General features: G+C 56.6%; 16 protein-coding genes. All 16 read left to right on the forward strand.

Annotated elements, in window-relative coordinates; all coding sequences use genetic code 11:
- The 16 genes from tssJ (at window position 1) to ACM6JQ_RS19885 (ending at window position 20101) form a co-directional block, all read left to right on the forward strand.
- Window positions 1-501 carry a type VI secretion system lipoprotein TssJ gene (tssJ, locus tag ACM6JQ_RS19810; RefSeq protein ID WP_007920299.1) on the forward strand — a complete coding sequence of 167 codons (501 nt, stop codon included), beginning with the start codon at window positions 1-3 and terminating at the stop codon, window positions 499-501.
- 2 nt (window positions 502-503) lie between these two features.
- Entirely contained in the window at window positions 504-1835 is a 1332-nt protein-coding gene (gene tssK / locus ACM6JQ_RS19815) for a type VI secretion system baseplate subunit TssK (RefSeq protein WP_007920300.1), read from the forward strand.
- Window positions 1836-1840: 5 nt separating this feature from the next.
- Window positions 1841-2716, forward strand: a complete 876-nt coding sequence (gene icmH / locus ACM6JQ_RS19820; protein ID WP_007920301.1) for a type IVB secretion system protein IcmH/DotU — start codon at window positions 1841-1843, stop codon at window positions 2714-2716.
- Window positions 2717-2729: 13 nt separating this feature from the next.
- Complete coding sequence (gene tssM / locus ACM6JQ_RS19825; RefSeq protein WP_414894544.1) at window positions 2730-6269, forward strand: type VI secretion system membrane subunit TssM; 3540 nt, start codon at window positions 2730-2732, stop codon at window positions 6267-6269.
- Entirely contained in the window at window positions 6269-6997 is a 729-nt protein-coding gene (locus tag ACM6JQ_RS19830) for a PP2C family protein-serine/threonine phosphatase (protein ID WP_007920303.1), read from the forward strand. Before tssM ends, ACM6JQ_RS19830 begins: the two co-directional genes overlap by 1 nt.
- Window positions 6994-7995 carry a serine/threonine-protein kinase gene (locus ACM6JQ_RS19835; protein ID WP_414894545.1) on the forward strand — a complete coding sequence of 334 codons (1002 nt, stop codon included), beginning with the start codon at window positions 6994-6996 and terminating at the stop codon, window positions 7993-7995. The genes ACM6JQ_RS19830 and ACM6JQ_RS19835 overlap by 4 nt, the downstream gene beginning before the upstream one ends.
- Window positions 7996-8023: 28 nt before the next feature.
- Window positions 8024-10060 carry a type VI secretion system tip protein VgrG gene (locus ACM6JQ_RS19840; protein ID WP_414894546.1) on the forward strand — a complete coding sequence of 679 codons (2037 nt, stop codon included), beginning with the start codon at window positions 8024-8026 and terminating at the stop codon, window positions 10058-10060.
- Between the two features lie 5 nt (window positions 10061-10065).
- Window positions 10066-11085, forward strand: coding sequence for a tetratricopeptide repeat protein (locus tag ACM6JQ_RS19845; RefSeq protein WP_414894547.1), 1020 nt, complete (start codon window positions 10066-10068; stop codon window positions 11083-11085).
- A gap of 16 nt (window positions 11086-11101) precedes the next feature.
- A complete protein-coding gene (locus ACM6JQ_RS19850) occupies window positions 11102-14158 on the forward strand; it encodes a hypothetical protein (protein WP_414894548.1) in 3057 nt (1018 codons plus the stop codon).
- A gap of 1 nt (window position 14159) precedes the next feature.
- Window positions 14160-14888 carry a hypothetical protein gene (locus ACM6JQ_RS19855; RefSeq protein WP_414894549.1) on the forward strand — a complete coding sequence of 243 codons (729 nt, stop codon included), beginning with the start codon at window positions 14160-14162 and terminating at the stop codon, window positions 14886-14888.
- A gap of 73 nt (window positions 14889-14961) precedes the next feature.
- Window positions 14962-15378, forward strand: coding sequence for a hypothetical protein (locus tag ACM6JQ_RS19860; protein WP_414894550.1), 417 nt, complete (start codon window positions 14962-14964; stop codon window positions 15376-15378).
- Between the two features lie 189 nt (window positions 15379-15567).
- Window positions 15568-16317, forward strand: coding sequence for a lysozyme inhibitor LprI family protein (locus ACM6JQ_RS19865; protein WP_414894551.1), 750 nt, complete (start codon window positions 15568-15570; stop codon window positions 16315-16317).
- Window positions 16318-16364: 47 nt separating this feature from the next.
- Window positions 16365-16790 carry a hypothetical protein gene (locus ACM6JQ_RS19870; protein ID WP_414894552.1) on the forward strand — a complete coding sequence of 142 codons (426 nt, stop codon included), beginning with the start codon at window positions 16365-16367 and terminating at the stop codon, window positions 16788-16790.
- A gap of 8 nt (window positions 16791-16798) precedes the next feature.
- The gene (locus ACM6JQ_RS19875) at window positions 16799-17260 is read left to right on the forward strand and encodes an XAC2610-related protein (protein ID WP_414894553.1); all 462 of its coding nucleotides are present in this window, start codon (window positions 16799-16801) and stop codon (window positions 17258-17260) included.
- A gap of 20 nt (window positions 17261-17280) precedes the next feature.
- The gene (locus tag ACM6JQ_RS19880) at window positions 17281-18639 is read left to right on the forward strand and encodes a lysozyme inhibitor LprI family protein (protein WP_414894554.1); all 1359 of its coding nucleotides are present in this window, start codon (window positions 17281-17283) and stop codon (window positions 18637-18639) included.
- Between the two features lie 67 nt (window positions 18640-18706).
- Window positions 18707-20101: a TIGR01777 family oxidoreductase gene (locus ACM6JQ_RS19885; protein WP_414894555.1), complete on the forward strand. Its 1395-nt coding sequence runs from the start codon at window positions 18707-18709 to the stop codon at window positions 20099-20101.

Genomic DNA, 20101 nt, shown 5'->3' on the forward strand with positions numbered 1-20101 from the left:
ATGTCTCGCCGCTCGACCGCTTTTTTCAAGACGCTGACTGCGCTCACCGTGCTGGTGCTGCTCGCCGGTTGCTCGTCGCTGTCGCCGTACTCGAAAGTGACCAAGATTAACCTGAAGCTGACCGGCAGCGATCAGCTCAACCCGGACCTCAACGGTCGGCCGTCGCCGATCGTCGTGCGCCTGTTCGAACTCAAGCACCCGGTGACCTTCGAGAACGCTGACTTCTTCAGCCTTTACGAACGCGCCAAGGAATCCCTCAATCCGGATCTGGTGGCCAGCGAAGAACTCGAGCTGCGCCCGGGTGAAACCGTGGAGATGAAGCTCAAGGTGGAAGAGGGCAGCCTTTATGTCGGCGTTCTCGCCGCTTACCGCGACTTGCCGGACACCCAATGGCGCCACACCGTTCAGATCACTCCGCTGGAAGTTACCGAAGTCGATTTGACTCTGGACCAGACCGGCATCCGCAACACCAATCAAGTGCTCGCCAAGGCGGATGACTGATCATGAATACCCATAAAGTCATTTGGCAGGAAGGCATGCTGCTGCGTCCGCAGCACTTCCAGCACAACGATCGTTATTACGATCACCAGATGAAAACCCGCACCCAATTGCTGGGTGGCTACACCTGGGGTTTCCTCAATCTGGAGATCGACTTGCAGTTCCTCAACATGGGCAAACTGGTGATCAGTGAAGCCTCGGGGATTCTGCCGGACGGCAGCCTGTTCGAACTCGGTGGCAACACCGAGCCGCTGGCGCTGGACGTACCGCCGAACACCGGCAACACGCCGATCTACCTGGCGCTGCCGCTGGTCACCGGTAACCACATCGAGTCGCGCCGCCCGGAGCAATCCGACGTGCTCGCGCGTTACACCGCGTACGACGCCGAAGTGGCCGACTCCAACGCCGGCGACGATTCCGCCAGCCAGGTCAGCTGCGGTCGCCCGGACTTCAAACTGTTGCTCGGCGAGCAGCAGAGCGATCAGGCCTACGTCAAGCTGAAGATCTGCGACGTGCTCGACACCACGCCGGACGGCGTGATCAGCCTCGACCCGGATTTCGTGCCGACCTACATTCAGGCCCACGCCTCCAGCTATCTGCTGTCGTGCCTGAAAGAAGTCATCAGCATGCTCAACCACCGTGGCGACACGATTGCCGAGCGGATTCGCTCCAACGGCAAGGTCGGCGGTGCCGAAGTTGGCGACTTCATGATGCTGCAACTGATCAACCGCACCGAACTGCTGCTGCGCCACTACCTCGGCCTGGAGCAAGTGCACCCGGAAGAGTTGTACCGCACGCTGCTGACCATGCTCGGCGATCTGGCGACCTTTTCCGGCGAGAGCAAACGCCCGCGCCTGGACAGCCGCTACTCCCACGCCGATCAGGGCGGGAGCTTCCGCAAACTGATGGAAGCGATTCGTCAGGTGCTGTCGATGGTGCTCGAACAGCACGCCATCGAACTGATCCTGCAAGCGCGTCAGTACGGCATCATCGTCTCGCCGTTGCACGACCACAAACTGCTTGGCTCGGCGTCGTTCGTGCTGGCAGCCAGTGCCAACTGCGACTCCGAAGAACTGCGCCATCGCTTGCCGGCGCACCTCAAGGTCGGCCCGGTGGAGCGTATCCGCCAACTGGTCAACCTGCACTTGCCGGGGATCAAGGTCAAACCGTTGCCGGTGGCCCCACGGCAGATCGCGTTCCACTCGAACAAAACCTATTTCATCCTCGAACTCAGTTCCGAAGACCTGGCACAACTCGAGCGCTCCGGCGGTTTCGCGTTCCATGTGTCCGGCGAATTCGCCGAGCTTGAACTGAAATTCTGGGCCATCAGGAACTGACCGACATGATCAAGGAAACGGATTACAACCAGGACGACAAAACCGTCCTGCTCGATCGTCAGGGCCACGGACCGGCATCGAGTCCGCTGACCGACTTCGCCGCGCCGCCGCGTTTCGAGCAACTGGAAGAACGCATGATCTACGCCGCGCGCTTGCGCCCGGCCGAAGCGTTCAACATCAGCCTCAATTCGCTGGTCGCTGCTTCGTCCGAGCTGCTTTCGGAAGTGGTGCGCCTCAAGCACAGCGAAACCCGCGAAGACTTGTACGCACTCAACGAGCGTCTGACTGCCGGGCTGAAATTGTTTGAAGTACGCGCCCTGCACAACGGCGCCGAAAGCAGCCAGGTGATGGCCGCGCGTTACGTGCTCTGCACCGTGGTCGACGAAGCCGTCGTGACCACACCGTGGGGCAACGAAAGCGAATGGTCGCAGATGAGCCTGCTGAGCAGCTTCCACAACGAAACGTTCGGTGGCGAGAAGTTCTTCCAGTTGCTCGATCGCCTGTCGAAAAACCCGGTCAAGCACTTGCCGATGCTCGAGTTGATGTACCTGTGCCTGTCCCTCGGTTTCGAGGGCAAGTACCGCGTACAGGCACGCGGCATGCTCGAGCTTGAAGGCATCCGTGACGCCTTGTACCGGCAGATCCGTCAGTTGCGTGGCGACGTGCCGCGCGAGTTGTCGCCGCACTGGGAAGGTCTCAACGATCAGCGTCGCAACCTGGTGCGCATCGTGCCGGCGTGGATGGTGGTGTTGTTCACTTTGGTCTGTCTGGTGGTGATGTATTCGGGCTTCGCCTGGGTCTTGGGCGAGCAGCGCGACACCGTTCTGCAACCATATCAGCCGCTTGATCCGGCTGCGGTGCAACCGCAGTCGCAGCCGTAAACAGGGACGTGTGATGAAAAAGTTTTTCAAGAAAGTCGGCGCCTTCCTGCGCCAGACCTGGGTCTGGACCTTGCTGCTGGTGCTGTTCGTGGCGCTGCTGGTGTGGTTCGTCGGCCCGTTGTTGGCGGTTGATGATTACAAGTTCTGGGAAAGCGCGACCGCGCGCCTGCTGACCATCGCTGTGCTGTTCCTGATCTGGGGCCTGACCATGGTCTTCGTCAGCTGGCGCAGCGGTATCCGCAAGAAAGCCGAGGAAGAAAGCGAAGACGGCCAGGACCGCATTCGCCGCGAAGAGCTGATCGACGAAGAACAGAAGGAGTTGAAGGCGCGCTTCAAAGACGCGCTGAAAACCCTGAAGACGTCGAGCCTGTATCGCGGCCGCAGCGAGCGCTGGCGCAGTGACTTGCCGTGGTACCTGCTGATCGGTCCGCAGGCCTCGGGCAAGACCAGCCTGCTGGACTTTTCCGGTCTGGAATTCCCGATCAACAAGATCGACCGCAAGCTGACCCGCGATACCCTCGGCACCCGTCATTGCGACTGGTACTTTGCCGACCACGGTGTGCTGATCGACACCGCCGGGCGTTACACCACGCAACCGGATGTCGAAGTCGACGGCGGTGCCTGGACGACATTGCTGGAGCTGCTGCGCAAGCGTCGTCGCGGGCGTCCGTTGAACGGCGTGCTGGTGACCATTCCGGTGGAAACCCTGCTCGGTGGCAGTGAGCAGGACATCGACACCCTCGCGCGCCAGATTCGCGGCCGTCTGCAAGACGTGCATCAGAAACTGCACGTCGACGTACCGGTCTATCTGGTCCTGAGCAAGGCTGACAAGCTGCTCGGCTTCGACGAGTTCTTCGATCAACTGACTCGCGAAGAAAGCGATCAAGTGCTCGGCACCAGTTTCCGCAAGGATCAGGTCGGCACCGACGTCGCTGTGCTGCGCAACGAGTTCGAAGAGCTGCTGCGTCGCCTCAACAGCCAAGTGATCATGCGCATGCACTCCGAGCGCGATACCCAGCGCCGTGGCCGCATCCTCGACTTCCCGCATCAACTGGGGCAGATCGGCGAGCGCCTGTGCCTGTTCGTCGACATGGCGTTCACTGGCAACCGTTATCAGCGTGCCACGCAACTGCGCGGTTTCTACCTGACCAGCGCGCCGCACCTGACCCAAGAGATGGATGCGACCACTGCCGGCATCGGCGCCAGCCTCGGCATGAGCGCCGGTGTGCTGCCGACCCTGCGCAGCGGTCGTTCGCGGTTTATCCATCACTTGTTCAGCCAGGTGATTTTCCCTGAGTCCGATCTGGCCGGTCTGGACAAGCGCGAACGCAGCCGTATCCATTGGGGCCAACGTGCGTTGTATGTTGGCGCACTGGCGGCACTGGCTCTGTTCGGCATGCTCTGGGCGGGCGGTTTCTCGGCCAACTACGAGCGCCTGGAAAACCTGCGCAATCTGGCGCAGAACTGGACGCAACAACGCACGGCATTGTCGCCGCGTGATGACGCCATGGGCGTACTGAAAACCCTCGACAGCAGCTACGCCGCTACGCAGGTGTTCCCGAAGAAGGGCGACGTTTCGTATCACGAACGTGGCGGTCTGTATCAGGGCGAAGACGTCAATCCAGTGGTCAAAGAGGCTTACGAGCGCGAGCTTGAAAAGCAGCTGCTGCCACGGGTTGCAACCATGCTCGAAGGGCAGATCCGCGCCAACATGAAGGACCGCGACCGCCTGCTCAACAGCCTGCGCGCGTACCTGATGTTGAACATGAAGGACCGTCGCGATGCCGCATGGCTCAAGGACTGGGTCGCCACTGACTGGTCGACGCGCTACACCGGCAACACCGCTGTGCAGAACGGTTTAAGCGCGCATCTGGAACGTCTGCTGAAGCAGCCGTTTATCTACCCGCTGAACGATCAGTTGGTCACTCAGGCGCGTCAGGTCTTGCGCAGCGAATCGCTGGCCACGGTGGTTTACCGCATGCTCCGCGAGCAGGCGCGCAACCTGCCGGACTACCGTTTCAGCCAACACCTCGGTCCACAAGGCTCGCTGTTTATCGGCACCGAATACGTGATCCCGGGCTTCTACACGCAAACCGGTTATCAGCAGTATTTCTCGGTACAGGGTTCGGCGCTGGTTACCGACATCCTGCGTGACAACTGGGTGCTGGGCGAAGGTGCGGGCATCAGCGACATGGACTTGCGTCGTCTGATGGTCGAGCTGGAGCAGCTGTACTTCCGCGACTACGCCAACTATTGGAGCGAAGCGGTTGGCCAGGTTGCCCTGCCGCCGATCAGCGACGCCGGTGAAGGCGCCGAACAACTGGCGGGCCTGACCTCGGCGAATTCGCCGGTACTGGCGTTGCTCACTGAAGTGCGTGAGAACACCCGCTTCCAGGCGGCTGCAGACCCTGTCGAAGAAGCTGGCGACGCTGCTGATGCGCTGGCCGGGCAGAAAGGCAAACTGGGTAAGGTTGGCAAACTTGCCGCCGCCGCAGCAGACAAGGCTTCGGCCCTGAACGTGGCGAAGACCCTGCCGGACACCGCGAAGAAGTCGCTGCAACGCCGCTTCGAACCGCTGCATCGTTTGCTCGATGACAACAACGGCCCGGCGGCGGACCTGACGCCAGCGCTGAACGCGCTCAACGACCTGCAACTGCAACTGGCCGGCCTGGCCCGTTCCAGCACGCCGGAACAAGCCGCGTTCGAAATGGCGAAAACCCGCATGAGCGGCCAGCGTGATGCGCTGACCAACCTGCGCAATGCCTCCGGCCGTCTGCCGCGTCCACTGAGCGTGTGGTTCAACGTGCTGGCCGAAGACTCGTGGCGTCTGGTGCTTAACGATGCTTACCAATACCTGAACGGCCGTTATCAGAACGAGCTGTACAGCGTGTATGGCAAAACCATCAGCAAGCGTTATCCGTTCAGCGCCAGCAGCACCAGCGACGTGGCGATCAGCGATTTCCGCGAGTTCTTCCGCGCTCAAGGCACCGTCGACCGCTTCTTCGACAGCTACATGCGTCCATTCGTCAGCGGCGATCCGGGCAACTACCGCATGCGCAGCGTCGACGGCCACAGCCTGCCGGTGTCGAAAATGTATCTGGACCAGATGGCGGCGGCGCTGACGATTCGTCAGAGCTTCTTCTCGATCAACCCGGCCGAGCCGACCGTGCAGTTCAAACTGGAGCCGTACACCCTCGACCCGGCGGTCAGCCGTTCCGAGTTCAAGTTCGGCGACAAGACCATGGAATACCGCCACGGTCCGATCCTGCCAATGTCGTTCAAATGGCCGACCGATGCTGAAGACGGTCGCACCAGTCTGGTCATGGACAAAATGGCCGGGCGCCCGATCGGCATCGAGAAGAACTCCGGCCCATGGTCGCTGTTCCGTCTGTTCGACCTGATGCAGACCGAGTACCTGAGCGGTCGCGATGTACTGGTGCTGAAAGCCGACGTAGGTGGCCTGCGCGCCAACTACCTGCTGACCAGCCAGCGCACGCCGAATCCGTTCGACATGGGCGTACTGCGCACCTTCCGTATGCCGGTGCAGCTCTGATGCTGGTGGCCAGTGCCTGGCGCAGCGCGGCGCGGACCGACCCGGGCAAGGTGCGGGCGCGCAACGAAGATGCCTTCCTCGACTCGCCACAGCAGGGGCTGTGGGTGGTCGCGGACGGCATGGGCGGTCATCAGGGTGGCGACATCGCCAGCCAGTTGATCGTCGCCAGCCTGGCTGAACTGCCGCAACACGAGGACTTCGACGAACGCCTCAAAGCCATCCGCCAGTGCCTGCACTGGTTGAACCGGCGTTTGGGGCAGGAGTTGACGGTCACCGCCGGACGCCACGACAGCATCATGGGCAGCACCGTCGTCGCGCTGCTGGTGGAAGGCAATCGCGCGGCCTGCATTTGGGCCGGCGACAGCCGTTGCTACATGTGGCGCGGGCAGCGTTTGTATCAGCTGTCCAAGGACCATTCGCTGCAACAGCAATTGATCGACGAGCAACAAATGAGCGTCGAACAAGCGGCAGCACACCCGGCGGCTCAGGCCTTGACCCGAGCCGTCGGCGCGGCCGAAACACTGACCCTGGATGTACTGGAACTCGAGGTCTATCCGGGCGATGCGTTTTTGCTCTGCAGCGATGGTTTGTATCAGGGCTTGAGCAGCGATGCCCTCGGCAACGCCCTCAGCCTCAGCGCGCCGCACGTGGCGCTGGAACGTTTGTTCGACGGCGCCCTGCGTGGCGCCGCGCGCGACAACCTGACAGCCGTGGTGATCCGCCAATGACTGAAATCGAATCCTCAGTCGATGACTTGCTGATGAGCGAAGAACAGGCCAACAACCTGACCTACTTCGCCTTCGCCAAGGAAAACAAAGCAGAGCCTTTGCTGGCGCCAACCAAGGCCAGCATCGGTGCACTGCCGGATGTACTCGCCGGTCGCTACCACCTCGAGCGTCTGCTCGGGGCCGGTGGCATGGGCGCCGTTTACCGGGCGCGGGATCTGCTGCACGAACAGTTCGGCGATCCCGACCCTTACATTGCGCTGAAAATCCTCAGCGAAGAATTTGCCGAATCGCCGGACGCCAGTGCCTTGCTCTACAGCGAGTTTGCCCTGACCCGACGCCTGCGCCACGACAACGTCGTGCGTGCGCACACCTTTGAAGTCGACACCGACTGCCAGCGGGCCTTCATCACCATGGAATACATGCGTGGCCTGACCCTGGACAAATTGCTCTGCGAGCGGCCCCTCGGCCTGCCGTGGCAAGAGCTGCGCGACATCGTCCTGCCGCTGCTCGACACGCTGGCCTACGCCCACGGTCGCGGCGTGCTGCACGGTGACATGAAACCGAGCAACGTCATGCTCAGCGAAGACGGCTTGCGCCTCTTTGACTTCGGCCTCGGTCAGGCAGAGGAGGGCGTGATGCCCGGCCTGCCGCACCTGAGCCGCGAACGCTTCAACGCCTGGACCCCGGGCTACGCCGCCCCCGAACTGCTTGAGGGCCAACCGTTGTCGGCCAGCGCAGACGTGTACGGCGTGGCCTGCGTGGTCTATGAACTGGCGGGCGGTAAACACCCGTTCCGCCGCTTGCCCTCGACCCAGGCCCGCGACGAGCATCTGGAGCGCGAGCTGCAGGCCCCGCAAAACCTACCGAAACACTGTTGGCCAGCGCTGCAAACGGCGCTGAGCTTTGATCCGGCAGCACGCACCATTACTGCCGACCAATTGCGTGACGCCTTGGGCGCCACTTCGTCCTGGCTGCAACGTCTGCGACTTCGGGCCTAACGGATGACATTCGAACAGGGAGCACTTTATGTTCAACCCAGCTAACGAAACCCACTTCAGCCTCAAGGTCGAAGACTACGTCGGCGACCTGCAAGTGCTGTCGTTCACCGGCACCGAAGGCATCAGCCAGCCGTATCGTTTCGACTTGGAATTGGTCAGCGAAAACCCGGATCTGGACCTCGAACAGCTCCTGCATAAGCAGGCGTTCCTGGCGTTCGATCCACAAGGCTCGGGCATCCACGGCCAGATCTACCGCGTCGCTCAGGGCGATGCCGGCAAACGCCTGACCCGCTACAAAGTGTCGATGGTGCCGCAACTGCAATACCTGCATCACCGCACCAACCAGCGCATCTACCAGCAGATGTCGGCGCCGAAAATCATCGCGCTGATCCTCGAAGAACACGGCATCAAGGGCAACGCCTACAGCTTCCAGTTGAGCCAGCCGTGCCCGGATCGCGACTATTGCGTGCAATACGACGAAACCGACCTGCACTTCGTCCAGCGCCTGTGCGAAGAGGAAGGCATTCACTACCACTTCCAGCACAGCGACAAAGGCCACCTGCTGGTGTTCGGCGACGACCAGACCGTGTTCCCCGATCTCGGCCAGCCGACCGCGTACGTGCAGGGCAGCGGCATGGTCGCCGAAGAACCGGTGATCAAAGGCTTCAAACTGCGCCTGGAAACCCGCACCAGCCGCACCACACGCCGCGACTACGACTTCGAAAAACCGCGCCTGCAAATGGAAGCGGCCTACAAACCGGACGGCGAGAGCACCGAGCCGGATCTCGAAGACTACGACTACCCCGGCCGCTTCATCGACCGCGCGCGCGGCAAGTTCCTCAGCCAGCGCGCCCTCGAACGCCACCGCGCCGACTACCGCCAGGCCGAAGGTCGCGGCGACCAGACCAAACTGGTCAGCGGCCACTTCATGGCCATGTCCGACCACCCGCGCAGCGAGTGGAACGACCTGTGGCTGCTCACCGAACTCTTCCACGAAGGCAAACAGCCGCAAGTCCTCGAAGAAGGCGTGACCAGCGACACCACCGACAACAAGGACGACTTCCACCAGGGCTACCGCAACACCTTCCTCGCCACCCCGTGGGACGTGTTCTACCGCCCGGCGCTCGAACACCCGAAACCGCGCGTCCTCGGCAGCCAGACCGCCATGGTCACCGGCCCTAAAGGCGAAGAAATCCACTGCGACCAATACGGCCGCATCAAAGTCCAGTTCCACTGGGACCGCGAAGGCCTGGCCGACGACAAAACCAGCTGCTGGCTGCGCGTCTCCAGCTCCTGGGCCGGCGACCGCTACGGCGCCATCAGCATCCCGCGCATCGGCATGGAAGTCCTCGTCACCTTCCTCGAAGGCGATCCCGACCAGCCCCTCGTCACCGGCTGCCTGTACCACAAGGAAAACCCGGTGCCGTACGCCTTACCGGCGAACAAGACTCGCAGCGTGTTCAAAACGCTTAGCTCGCCGGGTGGCGGTGGGTACAACGAACTGCGCATTGAAGACAAGAAAGGTGCGGAGCAGATCTACATCCACGCCCAGCGTGATTGGGATGAAAACGTTGAGCATGACCAGAAGATTCGGGTCGGTAATGAACGTCATGACACGGTGGTGAAGAACACCTACACCGAGCTGAAGGCTGAAGAGCACCGCACCACGATCTCTGACCGCAAGATTGAAGCGAAGCTGGATGATCACCTCACGATTGGGCAGAACCAGCATGTGAAGCTGGGGACTGCGCAACTGACCAGCGTGGGGAAAGAAATTCACCTCAAGGCTGGGGACAAGATTGTTATTGAGGCGGGGACGGAGCTGACCATTCTTGGGGGGGGGAGCTTTATCAAGCTCGATGGCGGTGGGGTTACGGTGGTTGGGCCGGTGATCAAGATCAATGCGGGTGGCTCGGCTGGTTCCGGCACGGGGATCGGGATTAAGCCGCCGGTGCTGCCGGGGGCGGCGGATAAGGATAAGGCGGGGAGTTTGATGGATCAGGCGTTGTTGAATGCGCCGCCTGAGAAGGTTAAACCGAAGGCTTTTTTTGTGTTTTCCGAGTGATCGACATGAATGGTGTTTTGAAGAAGAGCAATGGCATCGCGATAGCGGTTTTCACCGCGTCGTTGTTGAGCCTGTTTCATGGCAGCGCTTATGCGGATGAATGTCCGTCCGAGGACTTTTCCCAGTTTCTGCCGGCGTTTTCTGCGAATGCTGAAACTCAGCAGCGGTTGACTGCGATGACGGTGAAGTCGCTGGTTTTGAAACCTACCGGGGAGAGCGGAAATTTTGATCCGCAAACGACGGGGGTTAAGAGCTCGACGTTGGCATTTCCACTGATGGCACCCGTAGCCACAGAAAAGACCGAAGGTGTCGAAGTCGAGGCGGTTGACGACAGTCATTTCAACGTTGTTGATAAGCGTGCAGGTAACAGCAACATCAAAATCTTTAACTTTTCTCGCCAAGCGTGTTGGGTTCTAGAGGGAGTTGAGGACTGGTCGATTAGTGAGAAAAATCTTGTTGTGGCAAGTACCCCGACCATGAACACGGCCGAGAATTTTTGTTATCAGCGCGCGCAAGCCTTCGCTGGGCTCGGTGGGCTGGAGCAGTATCGGCTGACCGGCGAGCTGTTTGTGGCTGCGCTGGAAAACTATGTGTGCGCTGCTGCTTCTGGAGACCCACAAGCAAGTTTGAGTGCTGCGGGCCTGAGTCTTTCCGGCATGGCACCACAGTTGGAAACGGAAAAAGTTGAGGCGTTTTTCAAGGCTGCCGCGACAACGCTTGCCGACGGTGCAGCCTCGCTTTCGACTTTTTATTGCTATGGGAACAACCCTGTACCTGAAGGACGTTGCCAACACCCAGAACAAGCCGAAAAGGAGCTTATTCGCGCCGCCTCAATGGGTTCGGTCGATGCGATGAATTACTTGGGTTACTCGTTTGAAAAAGGGCAGCTCGTTACTAAAGACATTTCCAGAGCGCTTGCCTGCTATCGCCTCGCCGCTGACAAGGGTAACGACACCGCTGCCGAAAATTTGAAACGTTTAAACGCGCAAAACGCTGCTTCAATCAAGACCAGCTATTGCTATTAATTTGCAGGATGCACAAATGTCCGAACCACTCGATTTAAGAAATCAGTACACCGGCGGTGATTACGTCTACCTGATGGGGGGCAATGGCACCCAAACCAATGCTGCGGGGAAAAAACTGATCGATTGCTCCCATATGGTGAATCTTCTGCTCACTGGCGCGGGCTACGAGATTGAGTATGAGGAGACGAGAGCTATGAATGCCTCCTCTCGCTTTTACACCGTGGTGCCACCGACAGAGGTCAAGAAAGGGGACATTGCTCTTTGGATTGACATCCTTCCTCTAACGGGAGGCAATCGTCGCCTGTTTCATACCGGCATTGTCATGGAGTACAACGCAGAGACGGGCCAGGGAAAAATTTTTGGTGCTCAGACCACTAACGGACCTTCGGAAGCGTTCTTTGGGCGGAACCCACCTGCATACTACTGGCCTGTTCCAACAAAGTTTTTAAGGGCTAAGGAGGAGTATCGGACAGGTGCCGCGCCAGCCCCGGCCCCAGCGGCTGCCCCTGCCCCGGCAGGACCTGCGCCCTTGATGAACTTTCAATATCCGTTCAGAAAAGGTGACGGTAAGCAGTTCACCGACGCGGAGGAGGTTTACAAAGCTCTCGAGGCCGAAACTGCTGGCAACTACCTGCTGGGCAGCAACAAGTTCTGGCACGGTGGTATACACATCAGCAATGCCAGCGCTCCCCAGTGCATCTTGAACGAACCGATCCGCTGCATGGCTGACGGCGAGGTGGTGGCCTATCGACTTAACGAAGACTATCTAGAGTCTACGTTCGGCGAAAACGAGAAAAAACTGAAGTATTCCAACTCATTTTGTTTGGTGCGACATGAGTATAAATCCGCGCCAAACCCAGAGGAAGGACCGAGTAAAGGCAAGCAAAACAAGCTGAATTTCTACAGCTTGTACATGCACCTTCTGCCCTTCAAGCGTTATCCACTGACTGAGGAAGAAACTCCGAAGCCTAAAGTGACCATGAAAGTAAGTGACTTCAACGCTTACGACGATTTCCCTGAATCCAGTAGCGTTCAGAACGTTGGCAAGCTCGTTGCGGGGACCAAACTTGAGATATTGGATCAAAAGGACTTAGGCAACGTCACCTATGCGAAAGGGAAAATCCTGTCAGGTAGCGTTAAAAAGAGTGGCCACAAAGTTCGCGAGGCTGGCAAAGAGGTCTGGTTCGCATACTTGAAAGATGGAGAACCCTACAAAAACTCCAAACCCGCACGTATATGGCTGGCAGACCCGATCCCGGAGCGTTTAAAGCCCAAATATTGGCAAGGTAAGGTGAAGGGAACCGCGTTGAAGAGATTGGATCTTTATCAGGATCCTGTCTCAGCCCAAAATGGGCAGACTGCCGGTGCTAAGATGGGCTCGCTGCAACTTACGCCTCAAAGTACGGTGGAGTTTGAAAGCAAAGAGGTACTGAACCTCAATGTTTCAGGGACAATTCGTCGAATGGCGAAATGTACCAGCAGCGGTAGTTTGGCTGGGACGGGAAGCCTTCCTACCAGCTTCTGGGCGATTGTGGAAAACGACTACGTTGCTTGGGATGTAATCCCGAGTAGCTTCAATTCTGTAGAACCTGCCAGTACCGGAATCAAGGCGGGAGATCCGATCGGTTATCTGGGATTGACTGAAAATCTGACCGGCGAAGATGGCGGTGTAGCAAGTAAGTATCAAGTACACGTCGAGATATTTACTGCCGAAGCCGATGTAAAAGACTTCCTCAAGAATACGGTTGGGCTGAAGATCGGCAAGCAATACCTTTATTTGCCGGTCGGAGGTGAGCTGAAGAAAAAAGCACCTGCGACTGACAGTACGCTGCTGAAAACGGAACATGCGGTTGATTTGAACAAGACGCCGGTCATCAAAGTGGGCGCCGACGATTACTACGATGTGACCGTTACCGACAATGCTCAGGCCGTCAATGGTCTGGTCAAGAAAGCCGGTGCACAAATCATCACTCAGCATGATTGGGAAAAGCTGGGGTTTCAGATCGTCGAAGAAACCAATGCGACAGCGGACGGGTTTCTTGATCCGAAAGATATGCCTACGTTCTTTCAGGATCTGTTTGCGAAGATCGATAAAGACCAGAGCGGGGAAGTCGATCCAACCGAGTTGGCCGAGGCTTTGAAAAAACCTGATACGCGCTCGCAGTGGTCCAGGCTGGTGGCCCATCATCCGACTGAGTGGAAAGAAAAAGCAGATGCTCAAAAGTGGAGCAGACTTGATCAGCTATTGGAAAATTCTCCGAAAACGCTGAAACACGAAAAAGAAAGGATCACGAAATACGTGTTTTGGGAAGACCTAATTGGGAAGGCTGTCGTAGATACAGATCTGGTTTGGCATTTCCATCCTATAGAAATGTTGAGTAATTTCATGAGCCGGTCGCAGCTCATAGATGTTGAGCGATTTGTAGCGATGTACGCTGAACAGCATGCGTCATTTCAACCAAATGTTCCTGCTTTCACTCCAAACTCAAGAGTTAATTTGCAAAAAATTGCTGAGCATATAAATAAATATATAGATGAAACGAAAGAAGTATACACCATATATGAATGGTCTTATATGTTTGCGACTGCTCGGCATGAGGCTTATCAATTTATGATACCTGAATATTTTAGTGTGGCTCCAGAATATGGTGAGGTTTCTTATTTTAATAAGTATGATCCTGTTCTTGCGAGTTCCGAAGAAGGCCGGCAAACAGCAATCGCGAATGGCAATACAGTACAAGGCGATGGTTTTAAGTATCGCGGTCGAGGCCTTGTTCATTTGACATGGAAGAAAAACTATCAAAAGGCTAAGGATCATTTCGGTATTGACTTTGTGAATAGGCCTGACGAGGCTGCGGGATTCGAAAATTCGATACCGATCATGATATGGGGTATGAAGGAAGGGATTTTTACCGGCAAAAAGCTCAGTGATTATGTTAATAATTCAACTAAAGATTATGAGGGTGCTCGCAAGGTTATCAATGGGTCTGACCGAAAAGAACTTATTGCAAGTTATGCTGTTAAATTTGAATCAATTTTAAGAGCGACTTCTTCTGCTCCGGAGACGAAATAGTATGAAGTTAAGGTTTCAAGCTGTTCTAATGTTCTCAGTTTTCATGGTCTCTGGCATTTCTGTGGCTGGCCAAGATGACGTTTATTTAGCGAATGCGAAGACTAAAAGTTTAAGCGTGACTTGGGCCGGCGGGAGCCGGACGATCGAGAACGTTGTTGGTAGTGAGGGTGAAACAACCAGAGAACTAGTCGACTTTAATGGGGGGAAAGCCCTACATTATGAAAATTTGGCGTCCCGCTCAACATTTGAAGCTTATTTTACACTGATGAGAAATGCCAAGGACGTCTTCATAGATTGCATTTATGCAAATGTACGTAATGAGCAGAACGGAATTCTTATTAACAAGGCGGTATGTGGACTAAATCGACCTCTTGCAGAGGAGTATGATGAGGCGATTTACGAATTTTCAGATGAGTGGAAAAGTTCAACCGATAATATAGCTATCGAACCTTTGTTGAGAGTGCCTCCGTTGTCACTGGAGGTCAGTGAGTCAACACTGGGTGAGGCAAAGTTATCGAGAATATATAACTCAAAAGATAATTTGAGTGTTTCAGCGCCGGAAGCTGTAATTGAAAAGGGGACTGGAAAGCATTCATTTGGCTCAAGCCAAGTTTTTTCTGTTTATAAAGTTGGTGATTTGGCTCGCCCAATCTATTTCGATGTTTCTTCCGGCGCATTGGGAGGGGTGTTTACTAGGTACGATCAAGTTGCTATAGATAAGTTATTCTAATCTAAGGTGCGGGTTTATGCTTTAAGCTAGACGGTTTTGATCTTGGTGCGATGCTTAAAGATAGGAATGTGAAATGGGGACAGACCACGTTTTAAAAAAGATCCGAAAAACGTGGTCTGTCCCATTTTTTCCACCTGTATGTACAGATCAGATAATTAAGATAAATGGACAAGAGAATCGTCGGAAGGTTGATAAAATATCACAGTTGACCAGCAACGGATCGACTGTGAAAATACTTTCTAATGTGGTCGTTTCGATGGCTTGTATTAAGGGGAGCAAGGGAAGTTTAATTTCCATCGGCGGTTACGGCGGCTGTGGTGCGTGCCCTGAGTGGCATGGTTATTATTCGTTAGATGGAAAGTTGGTGAATTACGTTTATAGTAATTCGTTTCGCTCTTTTGGGTCGCTGGGGACGCGTGACGATTTAATTGATAAGTATGGTGTTAGTAAAAAGATTTGGTGGATGAAAGTTCTTTTGCCAAAAAAATAACATACTCCGGCCTTTGACGATTCGGGGTGGCATAATCAAAGGAGACGGATTTATTTTTTGCGCTCGACTGCTTTGAGTTTAGTTGAAAGCTTAAATAGATCTGGCCCGTTTGTCGGTTCTGACTCTATCTTCTGTCGCAGGCCCGTTCAGAATTGAACGGATCACTGAGTTTTTTACGGACGCCAAGGAATGCAGATTTTCAAATTCAGCCTCATTTTTTTTCTTTCAATACTGTCGCCTGTGGTCATGGCTGAGGGCACGATGATTGCCACCATCCTTCAGGCCGACTTTTCCAAGGACCCGGAAGTCCGGTTGCTTGTCAGAGTCGTTGATGTGGGTGGCGGTTCGGATACCCCTTCCATGGCGGTTCGTAATCAATGCCTGGAGAGGAAGGCGTCCGCAGAACGTCCTGGGCCGGATCCGTGCTTTTCGATAGAGATCACTGAGAGCGATAAGCAACGGGCCATTGTTCGGCAAACGCTATTGAATGATCCTCAGCGCACAACCGACCCTATCTATTTGGAAATTGTTTATCGCTCGGAGGTCAGCGAAAGCGATCCGACGAATCACCATCAGCGATCCGCCACACTGAAGATCGAAGAAAACGGCCTCTACAATTGGAACAATGAGAGCGAACAGGCATTGGCGGACGTAGAGTGGTTTCCCTCGGGAAATGGTGTTCTTGATCTGATGGTTCCTGACGCGGATGCATTGTTGAATTCTGTATTTCGGGATCGTATGAGCCGGCTGGACGAAAGCGGTCAGAAAGCACTGAGGGAAACTCAAAGAGCCTGGATGAAATTTCGAGATGCGGAGTGCCAGGCCGACCCGAAATTGCATAAATCAGTTTTCGGTGAGTGGTCCGATGCCTGCCTGATTCGCGCGACGATAGAGCGTGCTCGCCAATTGGCTTTGGCACCGGACAAGAGCAGACGTTGAAACGGACAAGCCAGTGCATTCGCGCGAAAGCGTCGACTTGGATGAGCATGAACAAACTTTTCTTTCTCTTTTTTGCGCTATTTCCTTTAGGCGCTCAAAGCGCAGTCACCACCGAATCACTTTGCTTCGAACTATCCCAATCGAGCCCGGTAAAGTTCGAACTCCGTACCTACTACGACGAAGCCAGCAAATGGTCTGGTGGTTTCGTGAAGTACGCCAAATCAAGTGAGCCCATTTCCATTGTGTTGACGGATTCTCAGAATGAAGTCCTCGATCCGGACGCGCCTTGGCAGCACACCAGAACTTGGTCCGAAATCGTCAACGGCAAGGTCACGGGGACTTATGAGTTGATGACTCAAGGTTCGCAGATCGTCTCGATGTCTTACACGAAGCGGTCCAACGGTAAGGCTTATAGCTTCGGAATCAGCACCAGCATCGACTCCTCTCTCGAGTCCGGATGCAAGTGGGAGTAGGGCAGTACATGCAATTCAAAACTCTAGCGGTATCACTGCTCGGCCTGATGTGGACGATCCCTGCGTTAGCCCAAACCACCACGTTCAGTCCAACCAAAGGCGTCGACGCGACGCTGGTTCTCGAAGGCTCCAAGCTGAACGTCGCGGTTAAAAGCGAAACGCACAGCGAGTCTCGGACAATCGATTTTGAAGCCGAGAACGAACTCCACGTGCAGTTCGACGATTTCAATTTCGACGGCACCCAGGATTTCGCGATCTGGCAGCTGGATGACGGCATGGGTACTTACGATTACTACCGGGTGTTCGTTTACCAAACCAGAACCGGAATGTTCGAAGAGTTGCAGCCGGACTGCGGCGATGGCTTCGTTAACCTGCGCGTCGACCAAAAGCGCAAAGCGTTGCTCAGCACTTACTGGGAAATGAACATACCCAAGCAATGCATCACCCGATTCACCAAACGCAAAGCCTGAATGACTCAAGGAAGAACACTGTGAACCGTTTTGTTTTTACCCTGCTGGCCGTGCTGCTGCCGGTTTCAGCGGCCTATGCGCAGGATGACTGCAGCCAGGTCACCTCAAGTCTGGAAATGGTGCCCTGCTCGGAGGCGGCGAAGAAGGCTGCCGATGCGCAGTTGAATGTCAGTTACAAGCAGTTGATGACGCGGCTTGAATCTGACTATCGAGCAGATCCGGCATTGGGCGCGGAGTACGCAGCGAAGGTCAAAGAGTCGCAACGTGCGTGGTTGAAATTGCGCGATGCGAATTGTCCGTTGGAGGCATTCGAAATCGAGACGGGGATGCCGGCGCATGTATTTGCGGTTAACTCGTGCATCGCCAGAATGAGTCGTGAACGCTCGGCGTATCTGGACAAGATTGTGCCGGAACAGTCGGTGCAGCCATCCGAAAACGGTAGCGCCAGTACTGCTTGCCCATCCGAGGATTTCTTACCGTTCCTGGCAGTGTTTTCTGCCGATGTCGAAGCCCAGCGCCGGCTCACTGCGTTTACCGTCAAGTCGTTGGTGTTAAAGCCAAAAGCCGAGCCGGGACGTTTCGAGCCTGTGACCACGGGCGAGAAGGGGGCAGGGTTGGCCTATCCGTTGATGGCGCCTATCGAGTCTCGTAAAACCCCGGGTGTTGTGATTTGGGAATACGACGACAGCCACTCCACTGTTGTGGATCGACGCGCCGGCTGGAGCAACGTCAAAGCCTTCAATTTTTCCCGTCAGGCGTGCTGGATGCTTGAAGGCGTTGAAGACTGGTCTATTCGCGAGAAAGACCTGGTCGCGGCGAGTACGCCGACGATGAGCAAGGAAGAGAGTTACTGTTTCCAGCGTGCCGAGGCGTTCGAAGCATTGGGTGCACCGGAGGACCAGCCTCGCACCGTTGAGTTGTTTGAGGCCACGCTAGAAAACTTGTTATGTGCAGCGCACTCCGGGGACCCACTCGCCAGTTATAAAGCCGCTGTTTTGAGCCTCTCGGGCATGGCGCCGCAGGTGCCGACGGATACTTTGGAGTCACTATTCAAAGCAGCGGCCACTGCGTTGCCGAACGGTGCGATGGGACTTTCCGAGTTTTACTGCGATGGCAACGAACTAACATCAGACGGCCCCTGCAAAAATCCTGCGCTTGCAGAGCAAGCACTGATGGGCGCCGTGAAAATGGGCAATGCCAACGCGATCAGCAAGTTGGCATCTACCTTCGCGAGCGGCGAATGGGGTACCAAAGATCCATCCCGAGCCATGGCCTGTTATCAACTGGCTCTCGCGAAGGGTAGTGAAGGCGCGAGTTTCGGTTTGGAACACTTGAAGAAAAACTCCACCACGCCAATCAAACCCAGCTACTGCTACTGACAACCCCCGAAACCCCACGCATTTCCTTTAAACTCCCCACCCCCAAGGAATGCGCTCAGGACACGGAATGCCAGCCCCCTCGAACTCCCTTCGCCCAGCGTTAGTGCTCTGGCTATACGCCGCCGCAGTCGTGCACATACTCGCCGGCCTCACCCTGACCTGGGCCGGTCACTCCGGATTACTCGACGGCTACCTGCACAATCTCGAACTCGCATTCTGGGGCGCTGATGCGGTTCCCACCGCCGGCCACGAACAACAAGTCTGGTGGCTCGCGCTGTTCGGCGCGACGCTGCAAAGTTATTCGCTGTATATGCTCGCGCTGGTGCACTTGGGCAATCGCTTGAAAACCCCGGCAGTCTGGGGCTGGTTGATTGCCGGCATCCTGTTATGGGCGCCGCAGGACATGTGGCTCTCAGCGCAACAACAGGTCTGGTCGCACCTGTGGCTCGACGGTTTTGCATTGCTGGTGTTGTTGCCGCCACTGTTCTGGCTGTATCGGCATGACCGCCGAAAGGCTTCTTCAGTAAAGGCACCGAGCCAATCCAACCCGTTTGCCGATGGCGCCTACAAGCGAGTGCTAATCACCGGCGGCACCGGGTTCATCGGCGAAGCCTTGGTCAATCAATTACTCGACGCGGGCCACTCGGTCAGCGTACTGACGCGCGATCCGTTGAGCGCGGCCAATCTGTTCAACGGCCGCGTCCGCTGTGTGCATTCGCTCAGCGAACTCAGTCATGACGAAGCCTTCGACGTAGTGATCAATCTCGCCGGCGCGCCCGTCGCCGGCCCACGCTGGACTCCCAAGCGTCAGGCGCAACTGCTCGCCAGTCGAGTCGGCTCCACCGAAGCGTTGATGACCTGGCTGAAGAACACCAAGCACAAACCAACGCTGTGGATTCAAGCCTCGGCCATCGGCTACTACGGCGTGCGCGATGCCAGCGAAAGTCTCGACGAACACGCCAGCAAGGGCGACGGTTTCATGGCTGAACTCTGTGCGCGTTGGGAAGCTGCCGCGCAACCGGCCACTGAGTTTGGCGTGCGTCAGGTGGTGCTGCGTCTTGGCGTGGTCTTTGGCTTGGGCGGTGCGTTGACGCCGTTACTGCTGCCGTTCCGCTTGGGTTTCGGTGGGCGCATGGGCGACGGTCGGCAGATCATGAGCTGGGTGCATCGCGACGATGTGCTTCAGGTGATCGCGCGGGCGTTCAACGACGACACTCTGCGTGGCACCTACAACATGGTCGCGCCCGAAACGGTCAGTCAGGCGGCGTTCGCCGGGCAGGCCGGCAAGGTCCTCAAGCGCCCGGTGTGGTTGCACATTCCCGCCGCGCCAGTGCGTGCAATGGCGGGGGAGATGGCGCAGTTGTTCTTCGACGGTCAGCGCGTGGTGCCGCAGCGTTTGACCGAGGCCGGCTACACGTTCCGCTATCCAACCCTCGACGCCGCTCTGCGCGATCTGACCTGA

Origin of the sequence: Pseudomonas sp. IT-232MI5, from assembly GCF_949767845.1 — a bacterium.
Lineage (GTDB): Bacteria > Pseudomonadota > Gammaproteobacteria > Pseudomonadales > Pseudomonadaceae > Aquipseudomonas.

Excerpts from the sequence above, each read along its gene's own strand:
- icmH (WP_007920301.1), top strand. The coding sequence starts at position 1,841 with ATGATCAAGGAAACGGATTACAACCAGGACGACAAAACCGTCCTGCTC.
- tssJ (WP_007920299.1), top strand. The coding sequence starts at position 1 with ATGTCTCGCCGCTCGACCGCTTTTTTCAAGACGCTGACTGCGCTCACC.
- ACM6JQ_RS19865 (WP_414894551.1), top strand. The coding sequence starts at position 15,568 with ATGCAGATTTTCAAATTCAGCCTCATTTTTTTTCTTTCAATACTGTCG.
- tssM (WP_414894544.1), top strand. The coding sequence starts at position 2,730 with ATGAAAAAGTTTTTCAAGAAAGTCGGCGCCTTCCTGCGCCAGACCTGG.
- ACM6JQ_RS19870 (WP_414894552.1), top strand. The coding sequence starts at position 16,365 with ATGAACAAACTTTTCTTTCTCTTTTTTGCGCTATTTCCTTTAGGCGCT.
- ACM6JQ_RS19860 (WP_414894550.1), top strand. The coding sequence starts at position 14,962 with ATGGGGACAGACCACGTTTTAAAAAAGATCCGAAAAACGTGGTCTGTC.
- ACM6JQ_RS19830 (WP_007920303.1), top strand. The coding sequence starts at position 6,269 with ATGCTGGTGGCCAGTGCCTGGCGCAGCGCGGCGCGGACCGACCCGGGC.
- ACM6JQ_RS19835 (WP_414894545.1), top strand. The coding sequence starts at position 6,994 with ATGACTGAAATCGAATCCTCAGTCGATGACTTGCTGATGAGCGAAGAA.
- ACM6JQ_RS19845 (WP_414894547.1), top strand. The coding sequence starts at position 10,066 with ATGAATGGTGTTTTGAAGAAGAGCAATGGCATCGCGATAGCGGTTTTC.
- ACM6JQ_RS19850 (WP_414894548.1), top strand. The coding sequence starts at position 11,102 with ATGTCCGAACCACTCGATTTAAGAAATCAGTACACCGGCGGTGATTAC.
- ACM6JQ_RS19875 (WP_414894553.1), top strand. The coding sequence starts at position 16,799 with ATGCAATTCAAAACTCTAGCGGTATCACTGCTCGGCCTGATGTGGACG.
- ACM6JQ_RS19840 (WP_414894546.1), top strand. The coding sequence starts at position 8,024 with ATGTTCAACCCAGCTAACGAAACCCACTTCAGCCTCAAGGTCGAAGAC.
- tssK (WP_007920300.1), top strand. The coding sequence starts at position 504 with ATGAATACCCATAAAGTCATTTGGCAGGAAGGCATGCTGCTGCGTCCG.
- ACM6JQ_RS19885 (WP_414894555.1), top strand. The coding sequence starts at position 18,707 with ATGCCAGCCCCCTCGAACTCCCTTCGCCCAGCGTTAGTGCTCTGGCTA.
- ACM6JQ_RS19855 (WP_414894549.1), top strand. The coding sequence starts at position 14,160 with ATGAAGTTAAGGTTTCAAGCTGTTCTAATGTTCTCAGTTTTCATGGTC.